Origin of the sequence: Janthinobacterium sp. EB271-G4-3-2, assembly GCF_020858035.1 — a bacterium.
GTDB lineage: Bacteria > Pseudomonadota > Gammaproteobacteria > Burkholderiales > Burkholderiaceae_D > Janthinobacterium > Janthinobacterium aestuarii.
The window spans coordinates 96,919-121,500 of sequence record NZ_JACYMG010000007.1 but is presented as its reverse complement, the minus strand read 5'-3'; the positions used below and the strand labels follow the sequence as shown (position 1 = coordinate 121,500).

Sequence of the window (24,582 nt, the reverse complement as noted above, 5' to 3'; positions counted from 1 at the left end):
AGCGATGATGGATCAACAGCGTTTGCAGGCGCGTGCCGCCGAACTGGAACAGTTGCTTGCGCGCCTGGCGCCGGCCGACGGGGAAGTGGCCGACCTGCGCAGCGCGCTCGAGCCGCTGCTGGCTCTGGCAGGCAGCGGAGGCTTGAGCGCACCGCTGCCGTGGGGCGATATCCCCGGCGGACGCTACTTTAATGAAGGCGGTCTGCGCCGCTATGCCGAGCTGGAACAAGCATTTGCCTGCTTCCGCATCGAGGCGACGGGTGGCGACTCGCCGGCTTTGCGCAAGCTGCGCGGCGAGATATGATTAATATATGGTATCAATTGTTGTTTATGGGTAATTGACTGTCGGTATTGCTTGACGACAAAATCTTATTCCCCGACCATGGTGCATCCCTCCCGATTTCCTCTTTTTTATTGGATGCACCATGTTGTCCTCCCTTAAGGCGCGGCTGATCGCCATCGCCGTTTCCATCGTCGTGCTGGCCATGCTGGCCGTCGCCATCGCCAATTTCTTTACCACGCGCTCCAGCACCCTGGCCGCGCTCGACACGCAGATGCTGCAGCTGTCGCACAGCCATGCGCAGGCCATCGCCGAATGGCTGCGTTCCAAGCAAGCCGTCGTGGGCTCGCTCAAGCAGGGCGCCACGGCGGCCGATCCGCTGCCGGCGCTGAAGGCGGCCGAGCAGGCGGGCACGTTCGACATGGCGTATATCGGCTTTGCCGACAAGCACGCCGTCTTTTCGCAGGAGCGCAAGCGCGCCGCCGACTACGATCCCACGGCTCGCCCCTGGTACAAGCTGGCGTCCGAAGTGGGCGGCCCCATCATCACGGCGCCGTACATCGGCGCCAGCACGGGCAAGCTGGTGGTGACGTTTGCCGAGCCGCTGGGCGGCAAGGGCAGCGTGACGGGCGTGATGGCGGCCGACGTGATGATGGATGCGGTGGTGCAAAACGTCGCTTCGATCAAGCCGACGGCGTCCAGCTATGCCTTCCTCGTCGATGGCGGCGGCAAGATCATCGCCCACCCGGACGGCAAGCTGACCCTGAAACCGCTGGCGGAACTGGACCCGGGCCTGAGCGCGCAGGCGCTGGCCGATATCGAAAAGAGCGGCGATGGCGCCGCCATTCGCCTCGGCGACCGTAACGGCATCTTGCATGTAAGTAAAGTGCCGGGCAGCGACTGGCTGCTGGCTACCGTGCTTGACCGCGCAGAAGCGACGCAGGCATTGACCTCCATGCTGCGCGCCTCGGCCCTGACGGCCTTGCTGGTGCTGGCCCTGGCCGCCACGGTGCTGAGCGTGCTGGTGGCGCGCGCCTTGCGCCGCCTGGGCCTGGTGCGCGATGCGATGGAAGCGATCGCCACGGGCGACGGCGACCTGACCAGCCGCCTCGATGCGGAAGGCGCGGACGAGCTGGCGCAGATCGCCAAGGCGTTTAACTTGTTCGTCGAAAAGATCGCCACCGTGCTGGTGCAGATCCGCAGCATCAGCACCCTGGTGCGCAGCGAGTCGGCCGATATCGCCGCCGGCAATGCCGACCTGTCCTCGCGCACGGAAGCGCAGGCGGGCGCGCTGGAAGAGACGGCCAGCTCGATGGATGAGCTGACGTCGACCGTCAAGCAGAATGCGGAAAACGCGCATGCGGCCAACGAGCTGGCCGTGTCCGCCTCGGAAGTGGCGGCCAAGGGCGGCCGCGTGGTGCAGCAGGTGGTGGGCACCATGGCCGGCATCCAGGAAAGCTCGCGCAAGATCGTCGACATCATCGGCGTGATCGACGGTATCGCCTTCCAGACGAATATCCTGGCGCTGAACGCGGCCGTCGAGGCGGCGCGCGCGGGCGAGCAGGGCAGGGGCTTTGCCGTGGTGGCGTCCGAAGTGCGCAACCTGGCGCAGCGCTCCGCCGGTGCGGCGAAGGAAATCAAGGAATTGATCGGCGACTCGGTGGAGAAGGTCGGTGCGGGCGGCCGCCTCGTCGATGAAGCGGGCCAGACCATGGACCAGGTGGTGGCCTCGGTGCAGCAACTGGCGACCATCATGAGCGAGATCACGGTGGCCAGCCGCGAACAGAGCGCCGGCATTGGCGAGATCAATACGGCCGTCACGCACATGGATACCATGACGCAGCAAAACGCGGCCCTCGTCGAGCAGGCGGCGGCCGCCGCGGAAAGCCTGCAGGAGCAGGCAGTGGACCTGGCGCAAGCCGTCGGCATGTTCCGCCTGGGCGATGCCGGTCCTGCCGCGGCGCCCGCGTCCGTGACGCGCCTCAAGGTGAAGCCAGCCGCTGCTGCACCGCGCGCGCCGGCCCGCGCGCTGGCGCCAGTCAAACCCGTCAAGGCGGCCAAGTCCGGCGCCGACGAGTGGGAAGAGTTTTAAGAAGACTCTTAGCGATCTGCGCGTTCATCCGCGATTTTGTCAGGCCAGCCTGCCAAAAATGCAGTTCGTCGCAATCGGCGTGTCTGCCGGGGGTGGTATGGCTATAGTGACACCATACCGCAAGCCCACTGCCAGACACCCGAGGAGAACAACATGAACGTCGCTAAAAACATGGAAGTCATTGCCGTTGCCGCCGCCATCCTGCTTGGCGCCGGCTGCTACGCCATCGCCCCGGCCGCCCCGGCCCTGCAAGTGGCCAGTTCCACGGCCACCCTGGCCGCGCCAGCGAACAAGGCTGCCATGCAAGTGGTGGTCGTCAAGGCCAAGCGCCTGAGCGCTGCCGAAAAAGCCCGTTTCGCCTGATTGATTGTCAGCTGTTTTCGGCGCTGATACAGTGTTGGTCAATGGCAATGCTCGCAAGCCCCACGAGGGTGCCGCGACACATAAAAACAAGATACCGAGGATGCACTACATGAAAAAGATACTGCAATTGGCGCTGCTGTTCCTGGCGACATTGGGCCTGGTGCGCGGCGTGGCCGCCGAGACCCGTTTGCTGGAAATGCGCAACGTCGACGCCCGCGTGGTGCGCGTCAAGCTCGATGGCGTGATGGAAGTGCGCATTCGCCAGGGCAACGTGGCTTCGCTGAGCATCACGGCCGACAAGCGCTACATCGCCGATGTCAGCACGGCGCAAAGCGGCGACACCCTGCACATCGAAACGGAAGTGCGCGGCTTCAAGATCGGCCCCTCGTCGATCCGCGCCGACCTGGTCCTGCCGAACCTGCGCGAGCTGAGCTCGGAAGGCTTTGGCAGCACCGACATCACGGGCTTCAAGGGCGAGGAACTGACCCTGTCGCTGGAAGGGGCGGGCAGCATCAAGCTGGTGGGCGACTACCGCAAGCTCAATGCCAGCCTGGGCGGCGTGGGCAGCATGCAGATATGGATAGGCAACAATGAGCGGGCGGAGCTGGACCTGCAGGGCGCGGGCTCGGTGATGCTGGGTGGACGCGGACGTATCCTGCAAGCGAGCCTGGGCGGCCTGGGCAGCCTGAATGCGCAGCAGTTCGAAGCCGATGCCGTCAATCTGGAATTGAGCGGCCTGGGCAATGCCACGGTGAATGCCCATACGAATGCCAAGCTGAACCTGAGCGGACTCGGCTCTGTGGTGGTGTACGGCAAGCCGGCCAACCGCGATGTCAGCGTCGAGGGTCTGGGCAAAGTCAGCTGGAAGTAAACGCATCCTGCCCTAGGCATTATTGGCAGGACAAGAATAGGTAGTCAGACCACATCCCATTCCGATGAAAAAACTGATCATTACATTACTCATGCTGTTGACGATACAGCTGCCCGCGCGGGCCGGCTTCGTCGAAGGCGCCAGCGCCTACAACAACAAGAATTACGCGCTGGCCTACAAGGAAATCCTGCCACTGGCCAAGACCGGCAGCGCCGATGCCCAGCATTTGCTGGGCTTGATGTATTACATGGGACGCGGCTTGCCGCAGGATTACAAGCAAGCCATGTTCTGGCACCGCAAGGCGGCCGACCAGGGCAAGGCCGACGCCCAGTATGTGGTGGGCGCCATGTACTACACGGGCAATGCCGTGCTGCAGGACCACAAGCAGGCCGTCGGCTGGTTCCGCAAGGCGGCCGAGCAGAACCACGCCGAGGCGCAGCAAGTGCTGGGCCTGATGTACCGCTACCACATGGGTGGCGTGCCGCAGGATAACGTCATCGCCTACATGCTGTGGAATTTGGCGGCCGCGAATGGCAACGCGAATGCGGCCGACCAGCGCGCCGCCGTGGTGCGCAAGATGACGCATGAGCAAGTCGAGGAAGGGCAGGCCCTGTCGGCGAAATGGAAGCCGGGCACGCCGCTGCCGCGCCAGTCGAAGACGGGCGGCGCATAGGCAGGGCCCTCGCTGCAAGGGTGGACGGCTTGGCGTACAATCGCCGTTTTCCCTTGAAAGAGTCCCGCCATGCGTGCAGTTGCCATCAGCCAGCCAGGTCCCGCCGACGTTTTGCAGATTGCGGAACGTCCCATGCCGCAGTATAAAGCGGGCGAACTGCTGATCAAGGTGCACGCGGCCGGCATCAACCGTCCCGACGTGCTGCAGCGCCTGGGCAAGTACGCGCCGCCAGCCGGCGCTTCCGATTTGCCGGGCCTGGAAGTGGCGGGCGAAGTCGTCGATGGCGACTTTACCAATACCGCATTCAGGAAGGGCGACCTCGTCTGCGCGCTGGTGCAGGGTGGCGGCTATGCCGAATACTGCGCCGCACCCGCCGGCCAGTGCCTGCCCTTGCCGAAAGGCTTGACGGCGCTGGAAGGCGCGTCCCTGCCGGAAAACTTCTTTACCGTCTGGAGCAATGTGTTCGACCGCTGCGCGCTGGCCGACGGTGAAACGTTGTTGGTGCAGGGCGGCACGTCCGGCATCGGCGTGACGGCCATTCAATTGGCGGCCGCGCTGGGCCACCGCGTGTTCGCCACGGCAGGCAGCGACGAGAAGGCGCGCGCCTGCGAGGCGCTGGGCGCCGAACGGGGCATCAATTACCGCACGGAAGATTTCGTCGCCGTCGTCAAGGAGCTGACTGCTGGCAAAGGCGTCGACGTCATCCTCGATATGGTCGGCGGCGACTACCTGCCGCGCGAAATCGATTGCCTGGCCGATGATGGCCGTATCGGCCTGATCGCCGTGCAGGGCGGCACCAGGGCGGAACTGGACCTGGGTAGCTTGCTGCGCCGTCGCCTGACGGTGACGGGTTCCACCTTGCGTCCCCGTTCCGTCGCCTTCAAGGCGGCCATCGCGAACCATCTGCGCACGACCGTCTGGCCGCTGATCGAGGCGGGCAAGATCAAGCCCGTGATCTATAAAACTTTCCCCTTGGAAAAAGCCAGCGAGGCGCATGCCTTGATGGAAGCGAGTACGCACGTGGGCAAGATCATGTTGCAAGTTGCTTGAAACGGGGCACTGCCTGTTTGACCGGCATCGGTGCCGGAGTTAGAATGACGGGTTATTAGAATTTAGGCTACTATGCGTCGCAAACTCGTCGTCGGAAATTGGAAAATGAACGGCAGTCGCACCTCGAACGCGGTGTTATTGTCTGAAATAGTTGCTGGCCTGGCTGCCTCTGGCGCCGCCAGCGCCGTCTGTGTGCCTGCGCCGTATCTGGCGCAGTGCCAGGCGCAATTGGCAGGCACGGCTCTCGGCTGGGGTGCGCAGGATGTGTCCGCGCATGCCAGCGGCGCCTACACGGGAGAAATCTCGACCGCCATGCTGCAGGATTTCGGCTGCGGCTATGTGGTGATCGGGCATTCCGAGCGCCGCGCCTACCATGGCGAGAGCGATGCGCAAGTGGCGGCCAAGACGGTTGCGGCGCTGGCGGCGGGCATCACGCCTATCGTCTGCATTGGCGAAACGCTGGCGCAGCGCGAAGCGGGCCAGACCGACGCGGTCGTGGCGCAGCAGCTGGGCGCCGTGCTGGCGGCGATTTCCGCCGACGACGTGGCGAAACTGGTGCTGGCCTATGAGCCGGTCTGGGCCATCGGCACGGGCAAGACAGCCACGCCGCAAATGGCGCAGGACGTGCATCAGGTGTTGCGCGGCCAGCTGGCGGCAAAGAATGCGGTAGCGGCGGCCGGCGTGCAGATCCTGTACGGCGGCAGCATGAAGCCGGAGAACGCAAAAGAATTGATGGCGATGCCGGATATCGATGGCGGTCTGATCGGTGGGGCAGCATTGAAGGCGGCGGATTTCCTGGCAATTATTCACGCCGCTGATTGAATTAATTTAAACTAAGAATGGAATTGCAATGAACATGATGTTCAATCTGGTAGTGGTGGTACAGGTTATTTCGGCATTGTCGATTATCGCGCTGGTGTTGTTGCAGCACGGCAAGGGCGCCGACATGGGCGCCGCCTTCGGTTCGGGCGCCTCGGGCAGCCTGTTCGGTGCGACGGGTTCGTCGAACTTCATGTCGAAATCGACGGGCGTCGCCGCCGCGATCTTCTTCGGCGCCACCTTGGCCCTGTCGCTGATGGCCAATCAGCGCGCCACGACGGTCGGCGGCGGCGTGATGGATAAAGTCGTCAAGCCAGTGCCGGTCACCGGCGCGGGCGCGATCCCGACGACGGTGCCTGCTGCAGCTCCGGCTGCCAGCGCTCCAGCGGCGGCGGCTCCGGTTGCCAGCACCCCGGCAGGCGCGATTCCGAAGTAATTTTTGTATGAGCTCGATGCCTCATCGAGAGTAATTCTCATTACGGGCAGATTATTGCTCAATGTTTCAGCAGTGCGGCAGGAAAAAATCGTGACGCGCTGGAAGATGTAAAAATTTATCGTTTTTATCTGTGTTTTGATGCATTTGTGCATTAACTTTAGCGCCAAAGCAGAGTAGAATACGGGCCTTACCGCCGACGTGGTGAAATTGGTAGACACGCTATCTTGAGGGGGTAGTGGCGAAAGCTGTACGAGTTCGAGTCTCGTCGTCGGCACCAGAAATCAGAAGCCAGCAACGGCGCACGAGCCATGGCTCGTACAAAGTTGCTGGCTTTTTTTACGAGGATGTGTCGTTCGATCCTGGTCTTAGCTTTGATTGGGGTCGTGCGTTAGATACGCTGCAAATGATCGCAGCGTCCTCATTTAACCGATCGTTCAATATAAGCTCATCAATCGTGAACCTCGAAAATTACTTCCCCGTCCTGCTGTTCATTATTATCGGCCTTGGTGTCGGTATCGCTCCCCAGCTCCTGGGGCGCCTGTTAGGCCCTAACAAGCCTGACGCAGCAAAACTCTCCCCGTACGAATGTGGTTTTGAAGCATTCGAAGACGCGCGCATGAAATTTGATGTGCGCTACTATCTGGTCGCAATCCTGTTTATTTTGTTCGATCTGGAAACGGCATTCTTTTTCCCGTGGGGCGTTGCAATGCGCGACCTGGGCTGGGCCGGTTTCGTCACGATGATGGTGTTCATCGCTGAATTCGTGGTCGGATTTTGGTACATTTGGAAGAAAGGTGCCCTTGACTGGGAATAAGCCATGGCTATTGAAGGCGTATTAAGCGAAGGTTTCATCACCACCTCGGCCGACAAGCTGATCAACTGGGCGCGCACCGGGTCTATGTTCCCGATGACGTTCGGTCTGGCCTGCTGTGCGGTCGAAATGATGCATGTGGGCGCAGCCCGCTACGATATGGACCGTTTCGGCGTCGTGTTTCGTCCGTCGCCGCGTCAGTCCGACGTCATGATCGTTGCCGGCACCCTGTGCAACAAGATGGCGCCGGCCCTGCGCAAGGTCTACGACCAGATGGCAGAGCCACGCTGGGTCATCTCGATGGGTTCCTGCGCCAATGGCGGCGGGTACTACCATTACTCCTATTCCGTGGTGCGCGGTTGCGACCGCATCGTGCCCGTCGACGTGTATGTGCCTGGCTGTCCTCCGACCGCTGAAGCCTTGCTGTACGGCATCATGCAGTTGCAGAACAAGATCAAGCGTACCAGCACGATCGCACGCTAACCGGGCCGCTTCAGATTATGACAACACATTTAGAAGTATTGCAAAACGCCCTCGGCACTGCCCTGGGCGATCGCGTTAGCACGACGGTTGCGCTGGGCGAAGTCACCCTGGTCGTCAAGGCCGAGGACTACCTGGCCGTGATGCAGACCTTGCGCGACGATCCGACCCTGCATTTCGAGCAATTGCTCGACCTGTGCGGCGTCGACTACTCGACCTATGGCGACGGCAGCTGGGACGGCCTGCGTTTCGCGGCCGTTTCGCACTTGCTGTCGGTCAAGCACAACTGGCGCGTGCGCGTGCGCGTGTTCGCGCCCGACGACGACATGCCGCTGCTGCCCTCCGTGGTCGGCATCTGGCGCGCCGTCAACTGGTACGAGCGCGAAGCGTTCGACCTGCTGGGCATCCTCTTCGAAGGCCACAACGACTTGCGCCGCCTGCTGACCGACTACGGTTTCATCGGCCATCCGTTCCGCAAGGATTTCCCCGTCTCCGGCTATGTCGAGATGCGTTACGATCCGGAACAAAAGCGCGTGATTTACCAGCCCGTGACGATCGAGCCGCGGGAAAACGTGCCGCGCGTGATCCGCGAAGAACATTACGGGATGAAATAATGGCTGAGATTAAGAACTACACCCTGAACTTTGGGCCGCAGCATCCGGCCGCGCACGGTGTGCTGCGCCTGGTGCTGGAGATGGATGGCGAAGTCATCCAGCGCGCCGACCCGCATATCGGCCTGCTGCACCGCGCCACCGAAAAGCTGGCCGAACAGAAGACCTATCTGCAATCCGTGCCGTACATGGACCGTCTCGACTATGTGTCGATGATGTGCAATGAACATGCGTACGTGATGGCCATCGAAAAGATGCTGGGCCTGGAAGTGCCGCTGCGCGCGCAATACATCCGCGTCATGTTCGACGAGATGACGCGCATCCTGAATCACCTGATGTGGCTCGGTACCCACGCGCTGGACGTTGGCGCCATGGGCCCGTTCCTGTATTGCTTCCGCGACCGCGAAGACTTGTTCGACGCCTACGAGGCAGTCTCGGGCGCGCGCATGCACGCGGCCTATTACCGTCCGGGCGGCGTGTACCGCGACCTGCCGGACGCGATGCCGCAGCACAAGGCCTCGATCATCCGCAACGCCAAGGCGATCGGCAAGCTGAACGAAAACCGCCAGGGTTCCCTGCTGGACTTCATCGAAGACTTCGCGCGCCGTTTCCCGAATTCGGTGGACGAGTACGAAACCCTGCTGACCGACAACCGTATCTGGAAACAGCGTACCGTCGGCATCGGCGTGGTCTCGCCGGAAGATGCGCTGGCGATGGGCTTTACGGGCGCCATGCTGCGCGGCTCGGGCGTGCAGTGGGACTTGCGCAAGAAACAGCCGTACGAAGTGTACGACCTGATGGATTTCGACATTCCTATCGGCACCAACGGCGATTGCTACGACCGCTACCTGGTCCGCGTGGAAGAGCTGCGCCAGTCGAACCGCATCATCAAGCAATGCGTGGAGTGGCTGCGCAACAATGAAGGTCCTGTCATGACCAGCAACCGCAAGGTGGCGCCTCCGGGCCGTGTCGACATGAAGACCAACATGGAATCCTTGATTCACCACTTCAAGCTGTTTACGGAAGGTTTCCACGTGCCGCCAGGCGAGGCCTACAGCGCCGTGGAACACCCGAAGGGCGAGTTCGGCGTATACCTGGTGTCCGATGGCGCCAACAAGCCGTACCGCATGAAACTGCGCGCGCCAGACTACGCCCACTTGCAGTCGCTCGACGAAATGGCGCGTGGGCACATGCTTGCCGACGCCGTGACCATCATCGGGACGCAAGACATCGTGTTCGGCAGTATTGACCGCTAAGAGGCAAAAAGTATGTTGTTATCAGAGCAATGCTATAAGAAAATTGACCGCGAGCTGGCCAAGTACCCGGCCGACCAGCGTCAGTCGGCCGTCATGGCCGCGCTGGCCCATGCCCAGGATGAACTGGGCTGGCTGGCGCCGGAAACCATGAAGGAACTGGCCGATTACATCGGCATGCCGGCGATCGCCGTGCAGGAAGTGGCCACGTTCTACAATATGTACAACGTGAAACCCGTGGGCAAGCACAAGATCACCGTGTGCACCAACCTGCCATGCGCCCTGTCGGGCGGCGTGCGCGCCGCAGACTACCTGAAGCAGAAACTCGGTATCGATTTCCGCGAAACCACCGCAGACGGCCAGTTCACCCTGGTTGAAGGCGAGTGCATGGGTGCTTGCGGCGATGCGCCTGTCTTGCTGGTCAGTAATAAAACCATGTGCAGCTGGATGTCGAACGAGAAGATCGACGCCATGCTGGAGGAACTCAAGAAATGACGTCACTCCACAACCGCCATATCGATCCATTGATCCTGAAGGATCTGGATGGCAAGAACTGGCATTTGCAAGATTATGTGAACCGCGGCGGCTATTCGGCCCTGCGGCGTATCCTGGAAGAGAAAATCACGCCGGAACAGATCATCGCCGACCTCAAGGCGTCGTCCTTGCGCGGCCGTGGCGGCGCGGGTTTCCCTACCGGCTTGAAGTGGAGCTTCATGCCGCGCCAGTTCCCGGGCCAGAAATACCTCGTCTGCAATACAGATGAAGGCGAACCGGGCACTTTCAAGGACCGCGACATCATTCGTTACAATCCCCATGCGCTGATCGAAGGCATGGCCATTGGCGCTTATGCGATGGGCATCACCGTCGGCTACAACTATATCCACGGTGAAATCTTCCAGGAATACCTGCGTTTCGAAGAAGCGCTGGAAGAGGCGCGCGCCGCCGGTTTCCTGGGCGACAAGATCATGGGCAGCGAGTTCTCGTTCCAGTTGCATGCGCACCATGGTTATGGCGCCTACATCTGCGGCGAAGAAACGGCCCTGCTCGAATCGCTGGAAGGCAAGAAAGGCCAGCCGCGCTTCAAGCCGCCTTTCCCTGCCTCGTTTGGCCTGTACGGCAAGCCGACGACGATCAACAACACGGAAACCTTCGCGGCCGTGCCATTCGTGCTGAACATCGGTCCAGAGAAATACCTGGCGATGGGCAAGCCGAACAACGGCGGTTCGAAGATCTTCTCGATCTCGGGCGACGTGGAAAAACCGGGCAACTATGAAGTGCCGCTCGGCACCCCGTTTGCGACCCTGCTGGAACTGGCAGGCGGCATGCGTGGTGGCAAAAAGATCAAGGCCGTGATCCCTGGCGGTTCGTCCGCTCCGGTGATCCGCGGCGACATCATGATGCAGACCGACCTGGACTACGACTCGATCGCGAAAGCCGGTTCGATGCTCGGTTCGGGCGCCGTCATCGTGATGGACGAAACACGCTGCATGGTAAAGGCGCTGGAACGCCTGTCCTACTTCTACTTTGAAGAATCGTGCGGCCAGTGTACGCCTTGCCGTGAAGGCACAGGCTGGATGTACCGCATGGTGCACCGCATCGAGCAGGGGCAGGGTCGTCCAGACGACCTGGACATGCTCAACTCGATCGCCGACAACATCCAGGGCCGCACCATTTGCGCGCTGGGCGATGCGGCTGCCATGCCGGTACGGGCCTTCATTAAGAATTTCCGTGAAGAATTTGAATATCATATCGAGCACAAGCATTGCCTAGTGCCCGCATATATCTAAGCTGCGTCAGGTAACGATCACCATGGTTGAAATCGAAATAGACGGCAAAAAAGTCGAAGTCCCTGCTGGTAGCATGGTGATGGACGCCGCCAACAAATTGGGAACCTACATTCCGCACTTCTGCTATCACAAGAAATTGTCGATCGCAGCGAACTGCCGCATGTGCCTGGTCGAAGTGGAAAAGGCGCCCAAGCCTTTGCCCGCTTGTGCGACCCCGGTCAGTGCCGGCATGATCGTGCGCTCCGCCAGCGATAAAGCTGTGCAGGCGCAAAAGTCGGTCATGGAATTCTTGCTGATTAACCACCCGCTCGATTGCCCTATCTGCGATCAGGGCGGCGAATGCCAGTTGCAAGACTTGGCCGTGGGTTACGGCAAGAGCGAATCGCGCTACAAGGAAGACAAGCGCGTCGTCACGCCGAAGGAAGCCGGTCCGCTGGTGTCCATGCAGGAAATGTCGCGCTGCATCCAGTGCACCCGCTGCGTACGCTTTGGCCAGGAAGTGGCCGGCGTGATGGAGCTGGGCATGATCGGCCGCGGCGAACACTCGGAAATCGTGTCGTTTGTCGGCCAGTCGGTCGACTCCGAACTGTCGGGCAACATGATCGACCTGTGCCCGGTTGGCGCACTGACCTCGAAGCCGTTCCGCTACAGCGCCCGTACGTGGGAACTGTCGCGCCGCAAATCGGTCAGCCCGCATGACGGCCTCGGCTCGAACCTGATCGTGCAAGTGAAAGCTGGCAAGGTCAAGCGCGTATTGCCGCTGGAAAACGAAGCCGTCAACGAGTGCTGGATCTCGGACAAGGACCGTTTCTCGTATGAAGCGCTGGACAGCGCCGAACGCCTGACTTCCCCGATGCTGAAACAAGGCAACGAGTGGAAGGAAGTCGATTGGCAAACCGCGCTGGAATACGTGGCGCACGGTTTGAAAAACATCAAGCACGAGCATGGCGCCGACGCCATCGCCGCGCTGGCAACGCCGCATTCGACGGTGGAAGAACTGGTCTTGCTGCAAAAAGTCGCCCACGGTCTCGGTTCCGAGAACGTCGACTTCCGCCTGCGCCAGACCGACTTCGCGCTCGACGCCGGCGTCAAGCCATGGCTGGGCATGCCGATCAGCGAATTTGGCCAGATCAAGCGCGCCTTCGTCATCGGCTCGTTCCTGCGCAAGGATCACCCATTGCTGGCCACGCGTTTGCGCGCGTCCGTCAAGGGCGGCGCCAAGCTGTCGATCCTGCACGCCGCCGACGATGATCAGCTGATCACCATCGCCAACAAGATGATTGTCGCGCCGAGCGATTGGCTGGCGGCCTTGTCGGAAGTGGTCGTCGCTGTTGCGAAAGCCAAAGAAATCGCCGCGCCAGCCGGTTTTGAAGCGGTCGCCGCTTCGGACGTGGCCGTCGCCATCGCCGCCAGCCTGATGGCCGGCGACCATGGCGCCGTGCTGCTGGGTAACGCGGCAACGCAACACCCGCAAGCGTCGCAACTGCATGCTGCCGCGCAATGGATCGCCGAACAGACGGGCGCCAAGCTCGGCTACCTGACGGAAGCGGCCAACACGGTTGGCGCGCACCTGGTCGCCAAGCCGCGCGCCAATGTGCAAGCCGCGTTTGCCGTGCCGAAAAAAGCCTACGTGCTGCTGCACGCCGAGCCGGAACTCGATGCCGCCAATCCACAAGCGGCCCGCGCCGCCCTCGATGGCGCCGACATGGTCGTGGCCATGTCCGCCTTCAAGCACGGCATGGATTACGCCGATGTCTTGCTGCCGATCTCGCCGTTCGCTGAAACCTCGGGCACCTTCGTCAACTGCGAAGGCCGCGCGCAAAGCTTCAACGGCACCGTCAAGCCGCTGGCGGAAACCCGTCCAGCCTGGAAAGTGCTGCGCGTCCTGGGCAACATCCTGGGCCTGGCCGGTTTCGACTACGACACCTCCGAAGCGATCCGCGACGAAGCGTTCGGTGCCGGCGTGACCGATCTGTCGGCACAGCTGAACAACATCGCCAGGAACGCACCGGAAGCGGCAACGTATGCGCCGGCTTCGCCAGCGCTGCAACGCATCGCCGACGTGCCGATCTACTTCGCCGACGCGCTGGTCCGCCGCTCCGAACCGTTGCAACGCACGGTCGATGGCGCCGCGCCGCAGGCACACCTGTCCGCCGAACTGGCTGGCAAGCTGGGCATCAAGGCGGGCGACAAGGTCAAAGTGGCGCAAGGCTCCGGCAGCGCCATCCTGGTGGCGGCAATTCACGCCGGCCTGCCAGCCAATGTGGTCAAGGTGTCGGCGGCGCATGCCTCGACGGCTGGCCTGGGCGGCATGTTCGGTGACATCACAGTTGAAACAGCAGAGGGGAAAATCTGATGGCTCTGCCTGAATTTGTAAACGTCATCAACAGCGGCGGCCAGGATTTGCTGGGCGGCTCGTGGCCGTTCTTCTGGACCCTGATCAAGATCCTGTGCGTGCTGTTGCCGCTGATGGGCCTGGTTGCCTACCTGACCTTGTGGGAACGCAAGCTGATCGGCTGGATCCAGATCCGCGTCGGCCCGAACCGCGTCGGTCCATTGGGCTTGCTGCAGCCGATCGCCGATGCGCTGAAACTCCTGTTCAAAGAGATCATCATCCCGTCCAAGGCCGCCAAGGGCCTGTTCGTGATCGGCCCGATCATGACCATCATGCCGGCCCTGGCCGCCTGGTCGGTCGTGCCGTTCGGCCCGCAAGCCGTGCTGGCCAACGTCAACGCGGGCTTGCTGATGCTGCTGGCGATTACCTCGATGGAAGTCTACGGCATCATCATCGCCGGCTGGGCCTCGAACTCGAAGTATTCGTTCATGGGTGCCATGCGCGCTTCGGCACAGATGATTTCGTATGAAATCCCGATGGGCTTCGTGATGGTCATCGTGCTGATGGTATCGGGCAGCCTGAACTTCATCGACATCGTCGGCGGCCAGCAAATCGGCTACTTCGCCGACAAGGGCGTGAACTTCCTGTCGTGGAACTGGCTGCCGCTGCTGCCGATGTTCGTCATCTACCTGGTGTCGGGCCTGGCTGAAGCCAACCGCCACCCGTTCGACGTCGTCGAAGGCGAGTCGGAAATCGTTGCCGGCCACATGGTCGAGTACTCGGGCATGGCCTACGCCATGTTCATGCTGGCCGAATACGCCAACATGATCCTGATCGCTGCGCTGGCTTCGATCATGTTCCTCGGTGGCTGGTCCGCGCCATTTGCCTTCCTCGAGTTCTGGGGTGGTTTCGGCGGCTTCTTCTGGCTGTTCGTCAAGACCTTCTTCATCGTGTCGGTGTTCATCTGGGTGCGCGGTACTTTCCCACGCTACCGTTATGACCAGATCATGCGCCTCGGCTGGAAAGTGTTTATCCCGTTGACGCTGGTCTACCTGGTCTTCGTCGCTGCCTGGATGCAGACATCCTGGAATATTTGGAAGTAAGAGAGTGCATACGAATGGATAAGGTAAAAGATTTCTTCAGCAGCCTCTTGTTAGGCGAGCTGATCAAGGGCATGGCGTTGACAGGCAAGTACATGTTTTCGCGCAAGATCACGGTGCAATTCCCGGAAGAGAAGACACCGATCTCGCCGCGTTTCCGTGGCTTGCACGCGCTGCGCCGCTACCCGAACGGCGAGGAACGTTGCATCGCCTGCAAACTGTGCGAAGCGGTTTGCCCGGCGATGGCCATCACGATCGAATCGGAACAGCGTGACGACGGTTCGCGCCGCACCACGCGTTACGATATTGATTTGACCAAGTGCATCTTCTGCGGTTTCTGCGAAGAGTCCTGCCCGGTCGATTCGATCGTCGAGACGCAAATCCTGGAATACCACGGCGAGAAACGCGGGGATTTGTATTACACGAAAGAGATGTTGCTGGCCGTGGGTGATCGTTATGAAAATGACATCGCCGCTGCGCGCGCCGCCGACGCACCTTATCGCTGATGGATGCGCCGTAGCCACTGGCTGCGGCGCGCCCCTCGTTCATCTGTACGTCTATTGGGTTTTTTATGGACTTTAAAACAATTTTGTTTTACGCCTTCGCGCTGATCTTGATTCTGGCAGCGACGCGCGTCATCACGGCCCGTAATCCGGTCCACGCAGTACTGTTCCTGGTACTGTCCTTCTTTTCCGCAGCGGGCATCTGGATGCTGCTGCAAGCTGAATTCCTGGCCATCGTGCTGGTATTGGTGTACGTCGGCGCCGTGATGGTGCTGTTCCTCTTCGTGGTCATGATGCTCGATATCAATATCGACCGCATGCGCGAAGGCTTCTGGGGCTACCTGCCTTTGTCGGTGACGGTGGGCGTGATCATCGTGCTGGAAATGGCCGCTGTCCTGTGGCACGGTTTCCGCAACTTTGCGCCTAGCATCGCGCCGGTCAACGTCAACCTGGGCGGCACCAAGGAACTGGGCCTGCTGATCTACACGGAATATGTGTTCGCCTTCGAGATCGCCGCCGTCGTGCTGCTGGTGGCCATCGTTGCCGCGGTCGCGCTGACCCTGCGCAAACGCAAGGACACCAAGCACTTTGCTCCGGGCGATGCCGTGCGCGTCAAGCGCAACGACCGCCTGAAGATCATCAAGATGGACGCGGTAGTCGAGCGTCCTGCGGCTGAGCCGGAAGTTAAGGAGGCACCATGACATTATCGCTCACACATTTTTTGGTCCTGGGCGCGATCCTGTTCGCAATCTCGATCGTCGGTATTTTCCTGAACCGCAAGAACATCATCGTATTGCTGATGGCAATCGAATTGATGTTGCTGGCGGTGAATATGAATTTCATCGCGTTCTCCCATTTCATGGGCGACGCGGCCGGTCAGATCTTCGTTTTCTTCATCCTGACGGTTGCCGCCGCTGAGTCGGCTATCGGTCTGGCTATTCTGGTGGTGATGTTCCGTAATCTGGATACCATCAACGTCGAAGACCTGGACAGCCTCAAAGGCTGATGTTTTTCAGACTCGATCTCTCGAATAATAACGATTAAGGTTCATCATGGCGGGGCAACTCCTCAACCCTAACCTCCTTCTTGCCGTACCGCTGGCGCCGCTGGCCGGTGCCGCGATTGCAGGCTTGCTTGGCACCCAGTTCCTGGGTAATTTGGTCGGACGCAAGACGTCGCATACCGCGACGATCCTGGGCGTACTGATTGCGTTCATCCTGTCCGTGCAGACACTGCTGGCAGTGATGGATGGCGCGACATTCAATGGCACGATCTATAACTGGATGACGATCGGCACCCTGAAGATGGAAGTGGGCTTCCAGATCGATTCGCTGTCGGCGATGATGATGTGCGTGGTCACCTTCGTCTCGCTGATGGTGCACATCTACACGATCGGCTACATGAAGGACGACGAAGGCTACAACCGCTTCTTCGCCTACATCTCGCTGTTCACGTTCTCGATGCTGATGCTGGTCATGGCCAACAACTTCCTGCAACTGTTCTTCGGTTGGGAAGCCGTGGGTCTGGTCTCTTACCTCTTGATCGGTTTCTGGTACCAGCGTCCGACGGCCATCGTGGCCAACATGAAGGCTTTCCTTGTCAACCGCGTGGGCGACTTCGGTTTCATCCTCGGTATCGGCCTGCTGCTGGCTTACGCCGGCACCATGAACTACCAGGAAGTGTTCGCCAAGAAAGACGAACTGGCGCTGCTCTCCCTGCCGGGTACCGACTGGGCCCTGCTGACCGTAGCCTGCATCTGCCTGTTCATCGGCGCGATGGGCAAATCGGCGCAGTTCCCGCTGCACGTGTGGCTGCCTGACTCGATGGAAGGTCCTACCCCGATCTCGGCACTGATTCACGCCGCGACGATGGTGACGGCCGGTATCTTCATGGTTTCGCGCATGTCGCCGCTGTTCGAACTGTCCGACACGGCACTGTCCTTCATCCTCGTGATCGGCTCCATCACGGCGCTGTTCATGGGCTTCCTGGGCATCATCCAGAACGACATCAAGCGCGTCGTTGCTTACTCGACCCTGTCGCAGCTCGGCTACATGACCGTGGCGCTCGGTTCGTCCGCATACTCGGTGGCGGTGTTCCACCTGATGACGCACGCATTCTTCAAGGCACTGCTGTTCCTGGGCGCCGGTTCCGTCATCATCGGCATGCACCACGATCAAGACATCCGCAACATGGGCGGCCTGCGCAAGTACATGCCGATCACGTGGATCACTTCCCTGATCGGTTCGCTGGCCCTGATCGGCACGCCGCTGTTCTCCGGTTTCTACTCGAAAGACAGCATCATCGAAGCCGTCGAAGCGACGCACATCTGGGGCGCTGGCTTTGCCCAGTTCGCCGTGCTGGCTGGCGTGTTCGTCACCGCCTTCTACTCGTTCCGCATGTACTTCCTCGTTTTCCACGGCAAGGAACGTTTCGGCCAGGCGCATGCGCACGGTCATGACGACCATCACGCACCGAAAGCGGCCCATGGCGCGCACGGCGATGCCCATGATGACCATGGCCATGAAGAAGAGGAAGACGACCACGGCCACCATGGTCTGGAACCTGGCCAGAAGCCGCATGAATCGCCGTTCGTCGTCTGGTTCCCGCTGGTGATGCTGGCGATCCCTTCCTTGATCATCGGTTACCTGACGATCGGCCCGATGCTGCATGGCGATTTCTTCAAGGGCGTGATTTTTGTGGGCGAAAACCATCCAGCAATGGAAGAGTTGTCGCATGAATTCCACGGCGCAATGGCGATGGCGATCCACGGCCTGTCGACGGCACCGTTCTGGCTGGCATTGTCCGGCGTGGTGGCAGCCTACTACTGCTACATGGTCAACCCGCGTGTACCGGCCTGGTTCTTTGCCAAGTTCCACGCGATCCACACCCTGCTGGACAACAAGTACTACATGGACAAGTTCAATGAAGTCGTGTTCGCCGGCGGTGCCCGCTTGCTGGGTAATGGCCTGTGGAACTTCGGTGACAAGAAGCTGATCGACGGTTTCGTCGTCAATGGCAGCGCCAAGGTCGTCGCCTGGCTGTCCTCGCTGTCGCGAGTGCTGCAGACCGGCTACATCTATCACTATGCATTCGTGATGATCCTGGGCGTGCTGGGCTTCCTGATCTATTTCCTGCCATTCTGGCCCGCTAAGTAAGCTGACCTGATAAAAGAATACTGAGAACCATGATGCAGTCTACGATTTCTACATTACCTCCTTACCTGAGTCTGTCGATCTGGGTGCCGATCATTTGCGGCGTCCTGATCCTGGCTCTCGGCCGTGACAGCAAAGCGGGCTTTACCCGCTGGCTGTCGCTGGCTGGCGCCGTGCTCAGCATGCTGTGCACCTTGCCGCTGATCCAGCATTTCGACAACGCCGCACACGGCATGCAATTCGTCGAAAAAGCACCGTGGATTGAAACCTTCAATATCTGGTACTCGCTGGGTATCGACGGCCTGTCCCTGTGGTTCGTGCCACTGACGGCTTTCATCACGGTCATCGTCGTCATTTCGGCTTGGCAAGTGATCGAGAAGCGCATCGCCCAGTACATGGGCTCGTTTTTGATCCTGTCGGGCCTGATGATCGGCGTGTTCTGCGCGCTGGACGGCTTGCTGTTCTACTTCTTCTTTGAAGCAACCCTGATTCCGATGTTCATCATCATCGGTATCTGGGGCGGTTCGAACCGCGTGTACGCGTCGTTCAAGTTCTTCCTGTACACCTTCTTCGGTTCGCTGCTGACCCTGGTTGCCATCATCTACCTGCGCAATGTGTCGGGCACCTTCGACATCCTGGCCTGGCACGCGTTCAAGCTGACGATGAACGAACAGATCTTCATCTTCCTGGCCTTCCTGATGGCGTTTGCCGTCAAGGTGCCGATGTTCCCCGTGCATACGTGGTTGCCGGACGTCCACGTGGAAGCGCCTACGGGCGGTTCCGCCGTGCTGGCCGCTATCATGCTGAAACTGGGCGCATATGGTTTTCTCCGCTTTTCGCTGCCGATCACGCCGGACGCCAGCCACTACCTGTCGGGCTTCATGATCGCCTTGTCGCTGATCGCCGTCATCTACATCGGTCTGGTTGCCCTGGTGCAAACCGACATGAAAAAACTGGTCGCCTATTCGTCGATCGCGCACATGGGTTTTGTTACCCTGGGCTTCTTCATGTTCAACGACATCTCGGTGCAGGGCGGTATCGTGCAGATGGTCTCGCACGGCTTCATCTCCGGCGCGATGTTCCTGTGCATCGGCGTGCTGTATGACCGCATGCATACCCGCAACATCGCCGACTACGGCGGCGTCGTGAACCGCATGCCGAAATTTGCCGCCTTCTTCGTGCTGTTTTCGATGGCCAACTGCGGTCTGCCAGCGACGTCCGGCTTCGTCGGCGAGTTCATGGTGATCCTGGGCGCGGTGCAATACAACTTCTGGATCGGCCTGCTGGCTGCAACGGCACTGATCTGGGGCGCGGCGTACTCGCTGTGGATGGCCAAGCGCGTGGTGTTCGGCAAGATCAAGAACAAGCACGTGGCCGAATTGACCGACATCAACAAACGTGAATTCTTCATGCTTGCTGTGCTGGCCATCGCCGTGCTCGTGATGGGTCTGTACCCAGCCCCGTTCACCGACACGATGCAAACTTCGGTTGCCGACCTGCTGCAGCATGTCGCCATCAGCAAGTTGCCTTAAATAGAAGACCGATAACATGACTAATGCACCTAATCTGGTACCGCTGTACGCGGAAATCTTTCTGCTGATCGCCACGTCGGCGCTCTTGCTGATCGATATGTTCTTGCCTGCGGCGAAGCGTTCGATCACCTATGCGCTGTCCCTGCTGACCTTGGCAGGCTGCGCCTTGCTGACCGTGGGCGACTTCAACGCGGGCACCACCGTCTACACGTTCCATAACATGTTCGTGTCGGACCCGATGTCGCAGCTGCTGAAACTGTTCTCGTACGGCGCCGTGGCGCTGACCCTGATCTACTCGCGTGCCTATGCCACCGACCGCAACATGCTGTCGGGCAACCTGGGCGGCGAGTTCTACGTGTTGGCCCTGTTTGCACTGCTGGGCCAGATGATCATGATCTCGGCCAACAACTTCCTGATCATCTACCTGGGTCTGGAACTGATGTCGCTGTCGCTGTACGCGCTGATCGCTTTGCGCCGTGACAATGCCAAGGCCACGGAAGCGGCCATGAAATACTTCATCCTGGGCGCGCTGGCTTCCGGTTTCATGTTGTACGGTATCTCGATGCTGTACGGCGCGTCCGGCACCCTGGACCTGGGCGAACTGCGCGTGGCGCTGGAAAACAGCAAGACCAACGGCACCATCATGGTCTTCGGCCTGGTGTTCCTCGTAGCCGGCCTGGCCTTCAAACTGGGTGTCGTGCCATTCCACATGTGGGTGCCTGACGTGTATCAAGGTTCGCCAACGGCCGTGACCTTGCTGCTGGGCGGCGCGCCGAAACTGGCCGCGTTTGCCATCACCCTGCGCTTGCTGGGCGAGGGCTTGCTGCCGATGGCGCATGACTGGCAGCAAATGCTGCTGGTGCTGGCCGTGATGTCGCTGGCCATCGGTAACTTCACCGCCATCGCGCAAACGAATCTGAAGCGCATGTTGGCGTACTCGACCATCGCACAAATGGGCTTCGTCCTGCTGGGCTTGCTGTCGGGCACCGTCGACGCGCCGAACAACACGCTGAACGCGGCTGGCGCAGCCACCGCCTACGGCGCTTCGATGTACTACGTCATCACCTACGTGTTCACCACCCTGGGTACCTTTGGCGTGATCATGTTGTTGGCACGTAATGGTTTCGAAGCAGAAGAACTGGCCGACTTCAAGGGCCTGGGCAAACGCAGCCCGATCTTCGCGCTGGTGATGACCTTGTTCATGTTCTCGCTGGCCGGCGTGCCGCCGCTGATGGGCTTCATGGCCAAGTACTCGGTGCTGGCCTCCGTGCTGGCCACGGGCCAGCTGTGGCTGACCATCGCCGCCGTGCTGTTCTCGCTGATCGGCGCCTTCTACTACCTGCGCGTCGTGAAAATGATGTGGTTCGACGAGCCGACCGACAGCAATGCGCTGGTCGTGCATGGCGACATGCGCGTCGTGCTGGCCCTGAACGGCGTGTTCGTTCTGGCGCTGGGCGTCATGCCTAACAGCATCCTGGCGGCCTGCGCTTCGGCCATCACCAAGACCCTGGCGTCCTGACCGATGGATGTCACCGTCTCGAGCTGGCTGGTGATCGCCCTGGGCATCCTGGGCGCCAACCTGCCTTTCTTGAACGAAAAACTGTTTGCCGCCGTGCCCCTGAAAAAGGCGGCGCAAGCGGAGCAGGGCTGGCGCAAGCCGCTGGCGCTGCGCCTGCTGGAGATGGTGATTCTGTACTTCATCGTCGGCGCCGTGGCGTTCGCGCTCGAAGCGCGCATCGGCAACGGTTTCCCGCAGACGTGGGAGTTCTATGCCATCACCGGCTGTCTGTTCCTGGTGCTGGCTTTCCCGGGCTTTGTCGGGCGTTACCTGCGCAAACGCCGTTAGCAACAACGACCGAAAGCGGCGCCTCTGGCGCCGTTTTTTTATTGAATAAAGGAATTCCATGGATACCCAAGCCACTGATACGCAATTGATTGAAACCAAGGTCGATGGCGAGCTCGTCTACCAAGGCGGCTTCCTGCGCGTGCAGCGCGACCGTGTTGCCCTGCCGGACGGCAAGATCACGGCGCGCGAATTCGTTCTGCATCCGGGTGCCGTCGTCATCTTGCCGCTGCTCGACGATGGCACGGTGCTGATGGAACGCCAGTACCGCTATCCGCTGGACCGGGTCTTCATTGAATTCCCGGCCGGTAAGATCGACGCGGGCGAATCGCACCTGGCTTGCGCTCAGCGCGAGTTGCTGGAAGAGACGGGCTACACGGCCAGCGACTGGCAATTCGTCTCCACCATCCATAACGCCATTGCGTATTCCGATGAACATCTGGAACTGTTTTTGGCGCGCGGACTCGTGGCCGGTGAACGCCAGCTCGATGAAGGCGAATTCCTCGAGACATTTACGGCCACGGTGCCGCAGCTGCTCGACTGGGTCAAGGATGGCACGATCACGGACGTGAAAACCGTCATCGGCATCTTCTGGCTCGACAAGATCACCAGCGGCGTGTGGCAACCGGCCTGATACAGCGCATGCGCACGGCAATCTTCCTGCTGCTGGCGGCCGCCAGCCTGGACACGCTGGCGGCCGCGCGCACGCCGTTCCAGGTGCGCTGCGAAGACACGATCAGCAAGACGGTGTCCGTGCTGACGGCGCAGCAGAATGGCTACAGCATCGACACGCATCTGCCGTACAAGGCCCTGACGGTGATGAAGGGCATGGCGCGCGCCAACACCTGGGTGCTGGGCTTGACGAAGACGGATTCGCGCGTGGCCATCGCCCTGGCCGGCCCCATGCTGCAAGATCCGGCCAGCGGCTATGAATGCGTGGCGCCGCAGATTACCGTGACCCTCACGTATGCGCCCGTCGTGATCTATATCGGCCGCGAATTTGCCCCCGGCACTTGCGCGTATGATGAGATACTCGCGCACGAGCTGCGGCACATGAAAACCTATATGGAACACTTGCCGCGCGTGGAAAAGACCGTGCGCGCGGCGCTGGCCAAACGCTTCGAGGCGCGGCCCCTGTATGCGCCCAGCGGCACGGCCAAGGCGGCGCTGGCGCGCGAGATCGACACGGGCTGGTTGCCCTACATTAAGGCCGAAATGCGCAAGGTGGAAACCTTGCAGGCGGCCATCGATTCTCCGCAAGAATATGCGCGCCTGGGCAAGGCGTGCAAAGGCGAAATCCAGAACATCCTGGCGGGCAAGGCAGCGCCCGCCAACTAGACAAGGAATGGCATGACAGCAGCACCGAACACCATCCGTTACTTTGCGCTGATCCCCGCCGCGGGCGTGGGCGCGCGCATGGAGGCGGGCAGTCCCAAGCAATATTTAGCCATCGCCGGCAAACCCATGCTGCGCCATGCGCTCGACGCCTTTCTCGCCAGCCCCCTGATCGCGCATACGTATGTCGTCGTCAGCGCCGACGATGGCGTGATCGACATGGTCGTGCCGGAACACGGCGTGACTGTGCTGCGCTGCGGCGGCGCCACGCGCATGGAAAGCATCCTCAATGGCTTGCACGCCATGCACGCCATGCACGGCAGCATCGCTGCCCACGACCAGGTGCTGGTGCACGATGCGGCGCGTCCCGGCCTGACGCCGGCACTGATCGCAAAGCTCATCACCGAAGTCGGTGAGCATCCGGCCGGGGGGCTGCTGGCCTTGCCCGTGGTCGATACCGTCAAGCGGGCGGGGCAGGACGGCCTGTCGGCGCAGACGGTGCCGCGCGACCATCTATGGCTGGCGCAGACGCCGCAAATGTTCAGCTATGCCTTGCTGCACCAAGCCTTGTCCGAAGCGCCCGACCCGCAAGCGATCACGGACGACGCGAGCGCCGTCGAAGCGCTGGGCCTGGCGCCCAAGCTTGTCGAAGGCCACCCGCGCAACCTGAAGGTGACCTTGCCGCGCGACATACACACGGCCGAGTTGTACTTGGCCCATCCTTGAATTCCAGAGAGACCCGCATGCACACAACGACACCCGACCTCCCATTTCGCATCGGCCAGGGCTATGATTGCCACGCGCTGGTGGAAAACCGCGACCTGATCATCGGCGGCGTGAAGATTCCCCATCACCTGGGCTTGCTCGGCCATTCCGACGCGGACGTGCTGCTGCACGCGATCACGGACGCCATCTTCGGCGCCGCCGCCCTGGGCGACATCGGCCGCCATTTCCCCGACACGGACGCGCAATTCAAGGGCGCCGATTCGCGCACCCTGCTGCGCGAAGCCGTGCGCCGCGTGCAAGCCACCGGTTATATCATCGGCAACGTCGACGCCACCATCATTGCCCAGCGCCCGAAAATGGCGCCGCACATCGCCGCCATGTGCGCCAACGTGGCCGACGACCTGGGCGTCGCTGTCGGCCAGGTCAACATCAAGGCCAAGACGAATGAAAAGCTCGGTTACCTGGGGCGGGAAGAGGGCATCGCGGCCGAAGCCGTGGCCTTGCTGCTGCGGGCCTGATACGCCACCGAT

27 protein-coding genes and 1 tRNA gene are annotated in these 24,582 nt (G+C 60.9%); all 28 read left to right on the top strand.

Annotation, left to right across the window (positions count from 1 at the left end; translation table 11 throughout):
- The first annotated feature begins 7 nt into the window (after positions 1–7).
- The 28 genes from IGS55_RS16305 (at position 8) to ispF (ending at position 24,570) form a co-directional block, all read left to right on the top strand.
- Positions 8–304 (top strand): hypothetical protein, encoded by a 297-nt coding sequence (locus tag IGS55_RS16305; protein ID WP_230517969.1) that lies wholly within the window; start codon positions 8–10, stop codon positions 302–304.
- A gap of 121 nt (positions 305–425) precedes the next feature.
- Positions 426–2,372 (top strand): methyl-accepting chemotaxis protein, encoded by a 1,947-nt coding sequence (locus tag IGS55_RS16300; protein WP_230517970.1) that lies wholly within the window; start codon positions 426–428, stop codon positions 2,370–2,372.
- Between the two features lie 153 nt (positions 2,373–2,525).
- A complete protein-coding gene (locus IGS55_RS16295; RefSeq protein ID WP_230517971.1) occupies positions 2,526–2,735 on the top strand; it encodes a hypothetical protein in 210 nt (69 codons plus the stop codon).
- Positions 2,736–2,844: 109 nt separating this feature from the next.
- A complete protein-coding gene (locus IGS55_RS16290) occupies positions 2,845–3,606 on the top strand; it encodes a GIN domain-containing protein (protein WP_128142475.1) in 762 nt (253 codons plus the stop codon).
- Between the two features lie 64 nt (positions 3,607–3,670).
- On the top strand, positions 3,671–4,279 hold the full coding sequence (locus IGS55_RS16285) for a tetratricopeptide repeat protein (protein WP_230517972.1): 609 nt from the start codon (positions 3,671–3,673) through the stop codon (positions 4,277–4,279).
- A 69-nt stretch (positions 4,280–4,348) separates the two neighbouring features.
- Positions 4,349–5,329 (top strand): NAD(P)H-quinone oxidoreductase, encoded by a 981-nt coding sequence (locus tag IGS55_RS16280; protein WP_230517973.1) that lies wholly within the window; start codon positions 4,349–4,351, stop codon positions 5,327–5,329.
- Positions 5,330–5,401: 72 nt separating this feature from the next.
- Entirely contained in the window at positions 5,402–6,151 is a 750-nt protein-coding gene (gene tpiA, locus IGS55_RS16275) for a triose-phosphate isomerase (protein ID WP_128142478.1), read from the top strand.
- Between the two features lie 28 nt (positions 6,152–6,179).
- Positions 6,180–6,584, top strand: a complete 405-nt coding sequence (secG, locus tag IGS55_RS16270) for a preprotein translocase subunit SecG (protein ID WP_034749996.1) — start codon at positions 6,180–6,182, stop codon at positions 6,582–6,584.
- Positions 6,585–6,776: 192 nt separating this feature from the next.
- Positions 6,777–6,861 (top strand) — tRNA-Leu (locus IGS55_RS16265).
- A 177-nt stretch (positions 6,862–7,038) separates the two neighbouring features.
- The gene (locus tag IGS55_RS16260; RefSeq protein ID WP_010399734.1) at positions 7,039–7,398 is read left to right on the top strand and encodes an NADH-quinone oxidoreductase subunit A; all 360 of its coding nucleotides are present in this window, start codon (positions 7,039–7,041) and stop codon (positions 7,396–7,398) included.
- A 3-nt stretch (positions 7,399–7,401) separates the two neighbouring features.
- The gene (locus IGS55_RS16255; protein WP_010399733.1) at positions 7,402–7,878 is read left to right on the top strand and encodes a NuoB/complex I 20 kDa subunit family protein; all 477 of its coding nucleotides are present in this window, start codon (positions 7,402–7,404) and stop codon (positions 7,876–7,878) included.
- 17 nt (positions 7,879–7,895) lie between these two features.
- Positions 7,896–8,489 (top strand): NADH-quinone oxidoreductase subunit C, encoded by a 594-nt coding sequence (locus tag IGS55_RS16250; protein ID WP_034779526.1) that lies wholly within the window; start codon positions 7,896–7,898, stop codon positions 8,487–8,489.
- The gene (locus IGS55_RS16245) at positions 8,489–9,742 is read left to right on the top strand and encodes an NADH-quinone oxidoreductase subunit D (protein WP_034749992.1); all 1,254 of its coding nucleotides are present in this window, start codon (positions 8,489–8,491) and stop codon (positions 9,740–9,742) included. The genes IGS55_RS16250 and IGS55_RS16245 overlap by 1 nt, the downstream gene beginning before the upstream one ends.
- A 12-nt stretch (positions 9,743–9,754) precedes the next feature.
- A complete protein-coding gene (gene nuoE / locus IGS55_RS16240) occupies positions 9,755–10,234 on the top strand; it encodes an NADH-quinone oxidoreductase subunit NuoE (RefSeq protein ID WP_034749989.1) in 480 nt (159 codons plus the stop codon).
- A complete protein-coding gene (nuoF, locus tag IGS55_RS16235) occupies positions 10,231–11,526 on the top strand; it encodes an NADH-quinone oxidoreductase subunit NuoF (protein WP_010399729.1) in 1,296 nt (431 codons plus the stop codon). The genes nuoE and nuoF overlap by 4 nt, the downstream gene beginning before the upstream one ends.
- A gap of 22 nt (positions 11,527–11,548) precedes the next feature.
- Positions 11,549–13,882 (top strand): NADH-quinone oxidoreductase subunit NuoG, encoded by a 2,334-nt coding sequence (nuoG, locus tag IGS55_RS16230; RefSeq protein WP_230517974.1) that lies wholly within the window; start codon positions 11,549–11,551, stop codon positions 13,880–13,882.
- Positions 13,882–14,964, top strand: a complete 1,083-nt coding sequence (gene nuoH, locus IGS55_RS16225; RefSeq protein ID WP_230517975.1) for an NADH-quinone oxidoreductase subunit NuoH — start codon at positions 13,882–13,884, stop codon at positions 14,962–14,964. The genes nuoG and nuoH overlap by 1 nt, the downstream gene beginning before the upstream one ends.
- Before the next feature lie 14 nt (positions 14,965–14,978).
- Positions 14,979–15,467 carry an NADH-quinone oxidoreductase subunit NuoI gene (nuoI, locus tag IGS55_RS16220; RefSeq protein ID WP_010399726.1) on the top strand — a complete coding sequence of 163 codons (489 nt, stop codon included), beginning with the start codon at positions 14,979–14,981 and terminating at the stop codon, positions 15,465–15,467.
- Positions 15,468–15,532: 65 nt separating this feature from the next.
- Positions 15,533–16,165 carry an NADH-quinone oxidoreductase subunit J gene (locus IGS55_RS16215; protein WP_034749981.1) on the top strand — a complete coding sequence of 211 codons (633 nt, stop codon included), beginning with the start codon at positions 15,533–15,535 and terminating at the stop codon, positions 16,163–16,165.
- Positions 16,162–16,470: an NADH-quinone oxidoreductase subunit NuoK gene (gene nuoK / locus IGS55_RS16210; protein WP_010399724.1), complete on the top strand. Its 309-nt coding sequence runs from the start codon at positions 16,162–16,164 to the stop codon at positions 16,468–16,470. Before IGS55_RS16215 ends, nuoK begins: the two co-directional genes overlap by 4 nt.
- 46 nt (positions 16,471–16,516) lie before the next feature.
- Entirely contained in the window at positions 16,517–18,619 is a 2,103-nt protein-coding gene (gene nuoL, locus IGS55_RS16205; protein ID WP_230517976.1) for an NADH-quinone oxidoreductase subunit L, read from the top strand.
- Between the two features lie 29 nt (positions 18,620–18,648).
- Positions 18,649–20,148, top strand: coding sequence for an NADH-quinone oxidoreductase subunit M (locus IGS55_RS16200; protein WP_230517977.1), 1,500 nt, complete (start codon positions 18,649–18,651; stop codon positions 20,146–20,148).
- Between the two features lie 16 nt (positions 20,149–20,164).
- Entirely contained in the window at positions 20,165–21,667 is a 1,503-nt protein-coding gene (gene nuoN / locus IGS55_RS16195) for an NADH-quinone oxidoreductase subunit NuoN (protein WP_230517978.1), read from the top strand.
- Positions 21,668–21,670: 3 nt separating this feature from the next.
- On the top strand, positions 21,671–21,994 hold the full coding sequence (locus IGS55_RS16190; protein WP_034749970.1) for a DUF2818 family protein: 324 nt from the start codon (positions 21,671–21,673) through the stop codon (positions 21,992–21,994).
- A 58-nt stretch (positions 21,995–22,052) separates the two neighbouring features.
- Complete coding sequence (locus IGS55_RS16185) at positions 22,053–22,625, top strand: NUDIX domain-containing protein (RefSeq protein WP_034749968.1); 573 nt, start codon at positions 22,053–22,055, stop codon at positions 22,623–22,625.
- Positions 22,626–22,633: 8 nt separating this feature from the next.
- The gene (locus IGS55_RS16180; RefSeq protein ID WP_230517979.1) at positions 22,634–23,329 is read left to right on the top strand and encodes a hypothetical protein; all 696 of its coding nucleotides are present in this window, start codon (positions 22,634–22,636) and stop codon (positions 23,327–23,329) included.
- A 12-nt stretch (positions 23,330–23,341) separates the two neighbouring features.
- Positions 23,342–24,052 carry a 2-C-methyl-D-erythritol 4-phosphate cytidylyltransferase gene (gene ispD, locus IGS55_RS16175; protein WP_230517980.1) on the top strand — a complete coding sequence of 237 codons (711 nt, stop codon included), beginning with the start codon at positions 23,342–23,344 and terminating at the stop codon, positions 24,050–24,052.
- A 17-nt stretch (positions 24,053–24,069) separates the two neighbouring features.
- Entirely contained in the window at positions 24,070–24,570 is a 501-nt protein-coding gene (ispF, locus tag IGS55_RS16170) for a 2-C-methyl-D-erythritol 2,4-cyclodiphosphate synthase (RefSeq protein WP_230517981.1), read from the top strand.
- Positions 24,571–24,582 lie beyond the last annotated feature (12 nt).

What these genes read in the sequence shown, in the direction of transcription:
- IGS55_RS16250 (WP_034779526.1), top strand. Translation starts at nt 7,896, where the DNA reads ATGACAACACATTTAGAAGTATTGCAAAACGCCCTCGGCACTGCCCTG.
- ispF (WP_230517981.1), top strand. Translation starts at nt 24,070, where the DNA reads ATGCACACAACGACACCCGACCTCCCATTTCGCATCGGCCAGGGCTAT.
- IGS55_RS16255 (WP_010399733.1), top strand. Translation starts at nt 7,402, where the DNA reads ATGGCTATTGAAGGCGTATTAAGCGAAGGTTTCATCACCACCTCGGCC.
- IGS55_RS16190 (WP_034749970.1), top strand. Translation starts at nt 21,671, where the DNA reads ATGGATGTCACCGTCTCGAGCTGGCTGGTGATCGCCCTGGGCATCCTG.
- IGS55_RS16285 (WP_230517972.1), top strand. Translation starts at nt 3,671, where the DNA reads ATGAAAAAACTGATCATTACATTACTCATGCTGTTGACGATACAGCTG.
- nuoI (WP_010399726.1), top strand. Translation starts at nt 14,979, where the DNA reads ATGGATAAGGTAAAAGATTTCTTCAGCAGCCTCTTGTTAGGCGAGCTG.
- nuoE (WP_034749989.1), top strand. Translation starts at nt 9,755, where the DNA reads ATGTTGTTATCAGAGCAATGCTATAAGAAAATTGACCGCGAGCTGGCC.
- nuoG (WP_230517974.1), top strand. Translation starts at nt 11,549, where the DNA reads ATGGTTGAAATCGAAATAGACGGCAAAAAAGTCGAAGTCCCTGCTGGT.
- nuoF (WP_010399729.1), top strand. Translation starts at nt 10,231, where the DNA reads ATGACGTCACTCCACAACCGCCATATCGATCCATTGATCCTGAAGGAT.
- secG (WP_034749996.1), top strand. Translation starts at nt 6,180, where the DNA reads ATGAACATGATGTTCAATCTGGTAGTGGTGGTACAGGTTATTTCGGCA.
- nuoK (WP_010399724.1), top strand. Translation starts at nt 16,162, where the DNA reads ATGACATTATCGCTCACACATTTTTTGGTCCTGGGCGCGATCCTGTTC.
- ispD (WP_230517980.1), top strand. Translation starts at nt 23,342, where the DNA reads ATGACAGCAGCACCGAACACCATCCGTTACTTTGCGCTGATCCCCGCC.
- nuoN (WP_230517978.1), top strand. Translation starts at nt 20,165, where the DNA reads ATGACTAATGCACCTAATCTGGTACCGCTGTACGCGGAAATCTTTCTG.
- IGS55_RS16305 (WP_230517969.1), top strand. Translation starts at nt 8, where the DNA reads ATGGATCAACAGCGTTTGCAGGCGCGTGCCGCCGAACTGGAACAGTTG.
- IGS55_RS16245 (WP_034749992.1), top strand. Translation starts at nt 8,489, where the DNA reads ATGGCTGAGATTAAGAACTACACCCTGAACTTTGGGCCGCAGCATCCG.
- IGS55_RS16280 (WP_230517973.1), top strand. Translation starts at nt 4,349, where the DNA reads ATGCGTGCAGTTGCCATCAGCCAGCCAGGTCCCGCCGACGTTTTGCAG.
- IGS55_RS16185 (WP_034749968.1), top strand. Translation starts at nt 22,053, where the DNA reads ATGGATACCCAAGCCACTGATACGCAATTGATTGAAACCAAGGTCGAT.
- IGS55_RS16215 (WP_034749981.1), top strand. Translation starts at nt 15,533, where the DNA reads ATGGACTTTAAAACAATTTTGTTTTACGCCTTCGCGCTGATCTTGATT.
- IGS55_RS16200 (WP_230517977.1), top strand. Translation starts at nt 18,649, where the DNA reads ATGATGCAGTCTACGATTTCTACATTACCTCCTTACCTGAGTCTGTCG.
- IGS55_RS16295 (WP_230517971.1), top strand. Translation starts at nt 2,526, where the DNA reads ATGAACGTCGCTAAAAACATGGAAGTCATTGCCGTTGCCGCCGCCATC.
- IGS55_RS16300 (WP_230517970.1), top strand. Translation starts at nt 426, where the DNA reads ATGTTGTCCTCCCTTAAGGCGCGGCTGATCGCCATCGCCGTTTCCATC.
- tpiA (WP_128142478.1), top strand. Translation starts at nt 5,402, where the DNA reads ATGCGTCGCAAACTCGTCGTCGGAAATTGGAAAATGAACGGCAGTCGC.
- IGS55_RS16290 (WP_128142475.1), top strand. Translation starts at nt 2,845, where the DNA reads ATGAAAAAGATACTGCAATTGGCGCTGCTGTTCCTGGCGACATTGGGC.
- nuoH (WP_230517975.1), top strand. Translation starts at nt 13,882, where the DNA reads ATGGCTCTGCCTGAATTTGTAAACGTCATCAACAGCGGCGGCCAGGAT.
- IGS55_RS16180 (WP_230517979.1), top strand. Translation starts at nt 22,634, where the DNA reads ATGCGCACGGCAATCTTCCTGCTGCTGGCGGCCGCCAGCCTGGACACG.
- nuoL (WP_230517976.1), top strand. Translation starts at nt 16,517, where the DNA reads ATGGCGGGGCAACTCCTCAACCCTAACCTCCTTCTTGCCGTACCGCTG.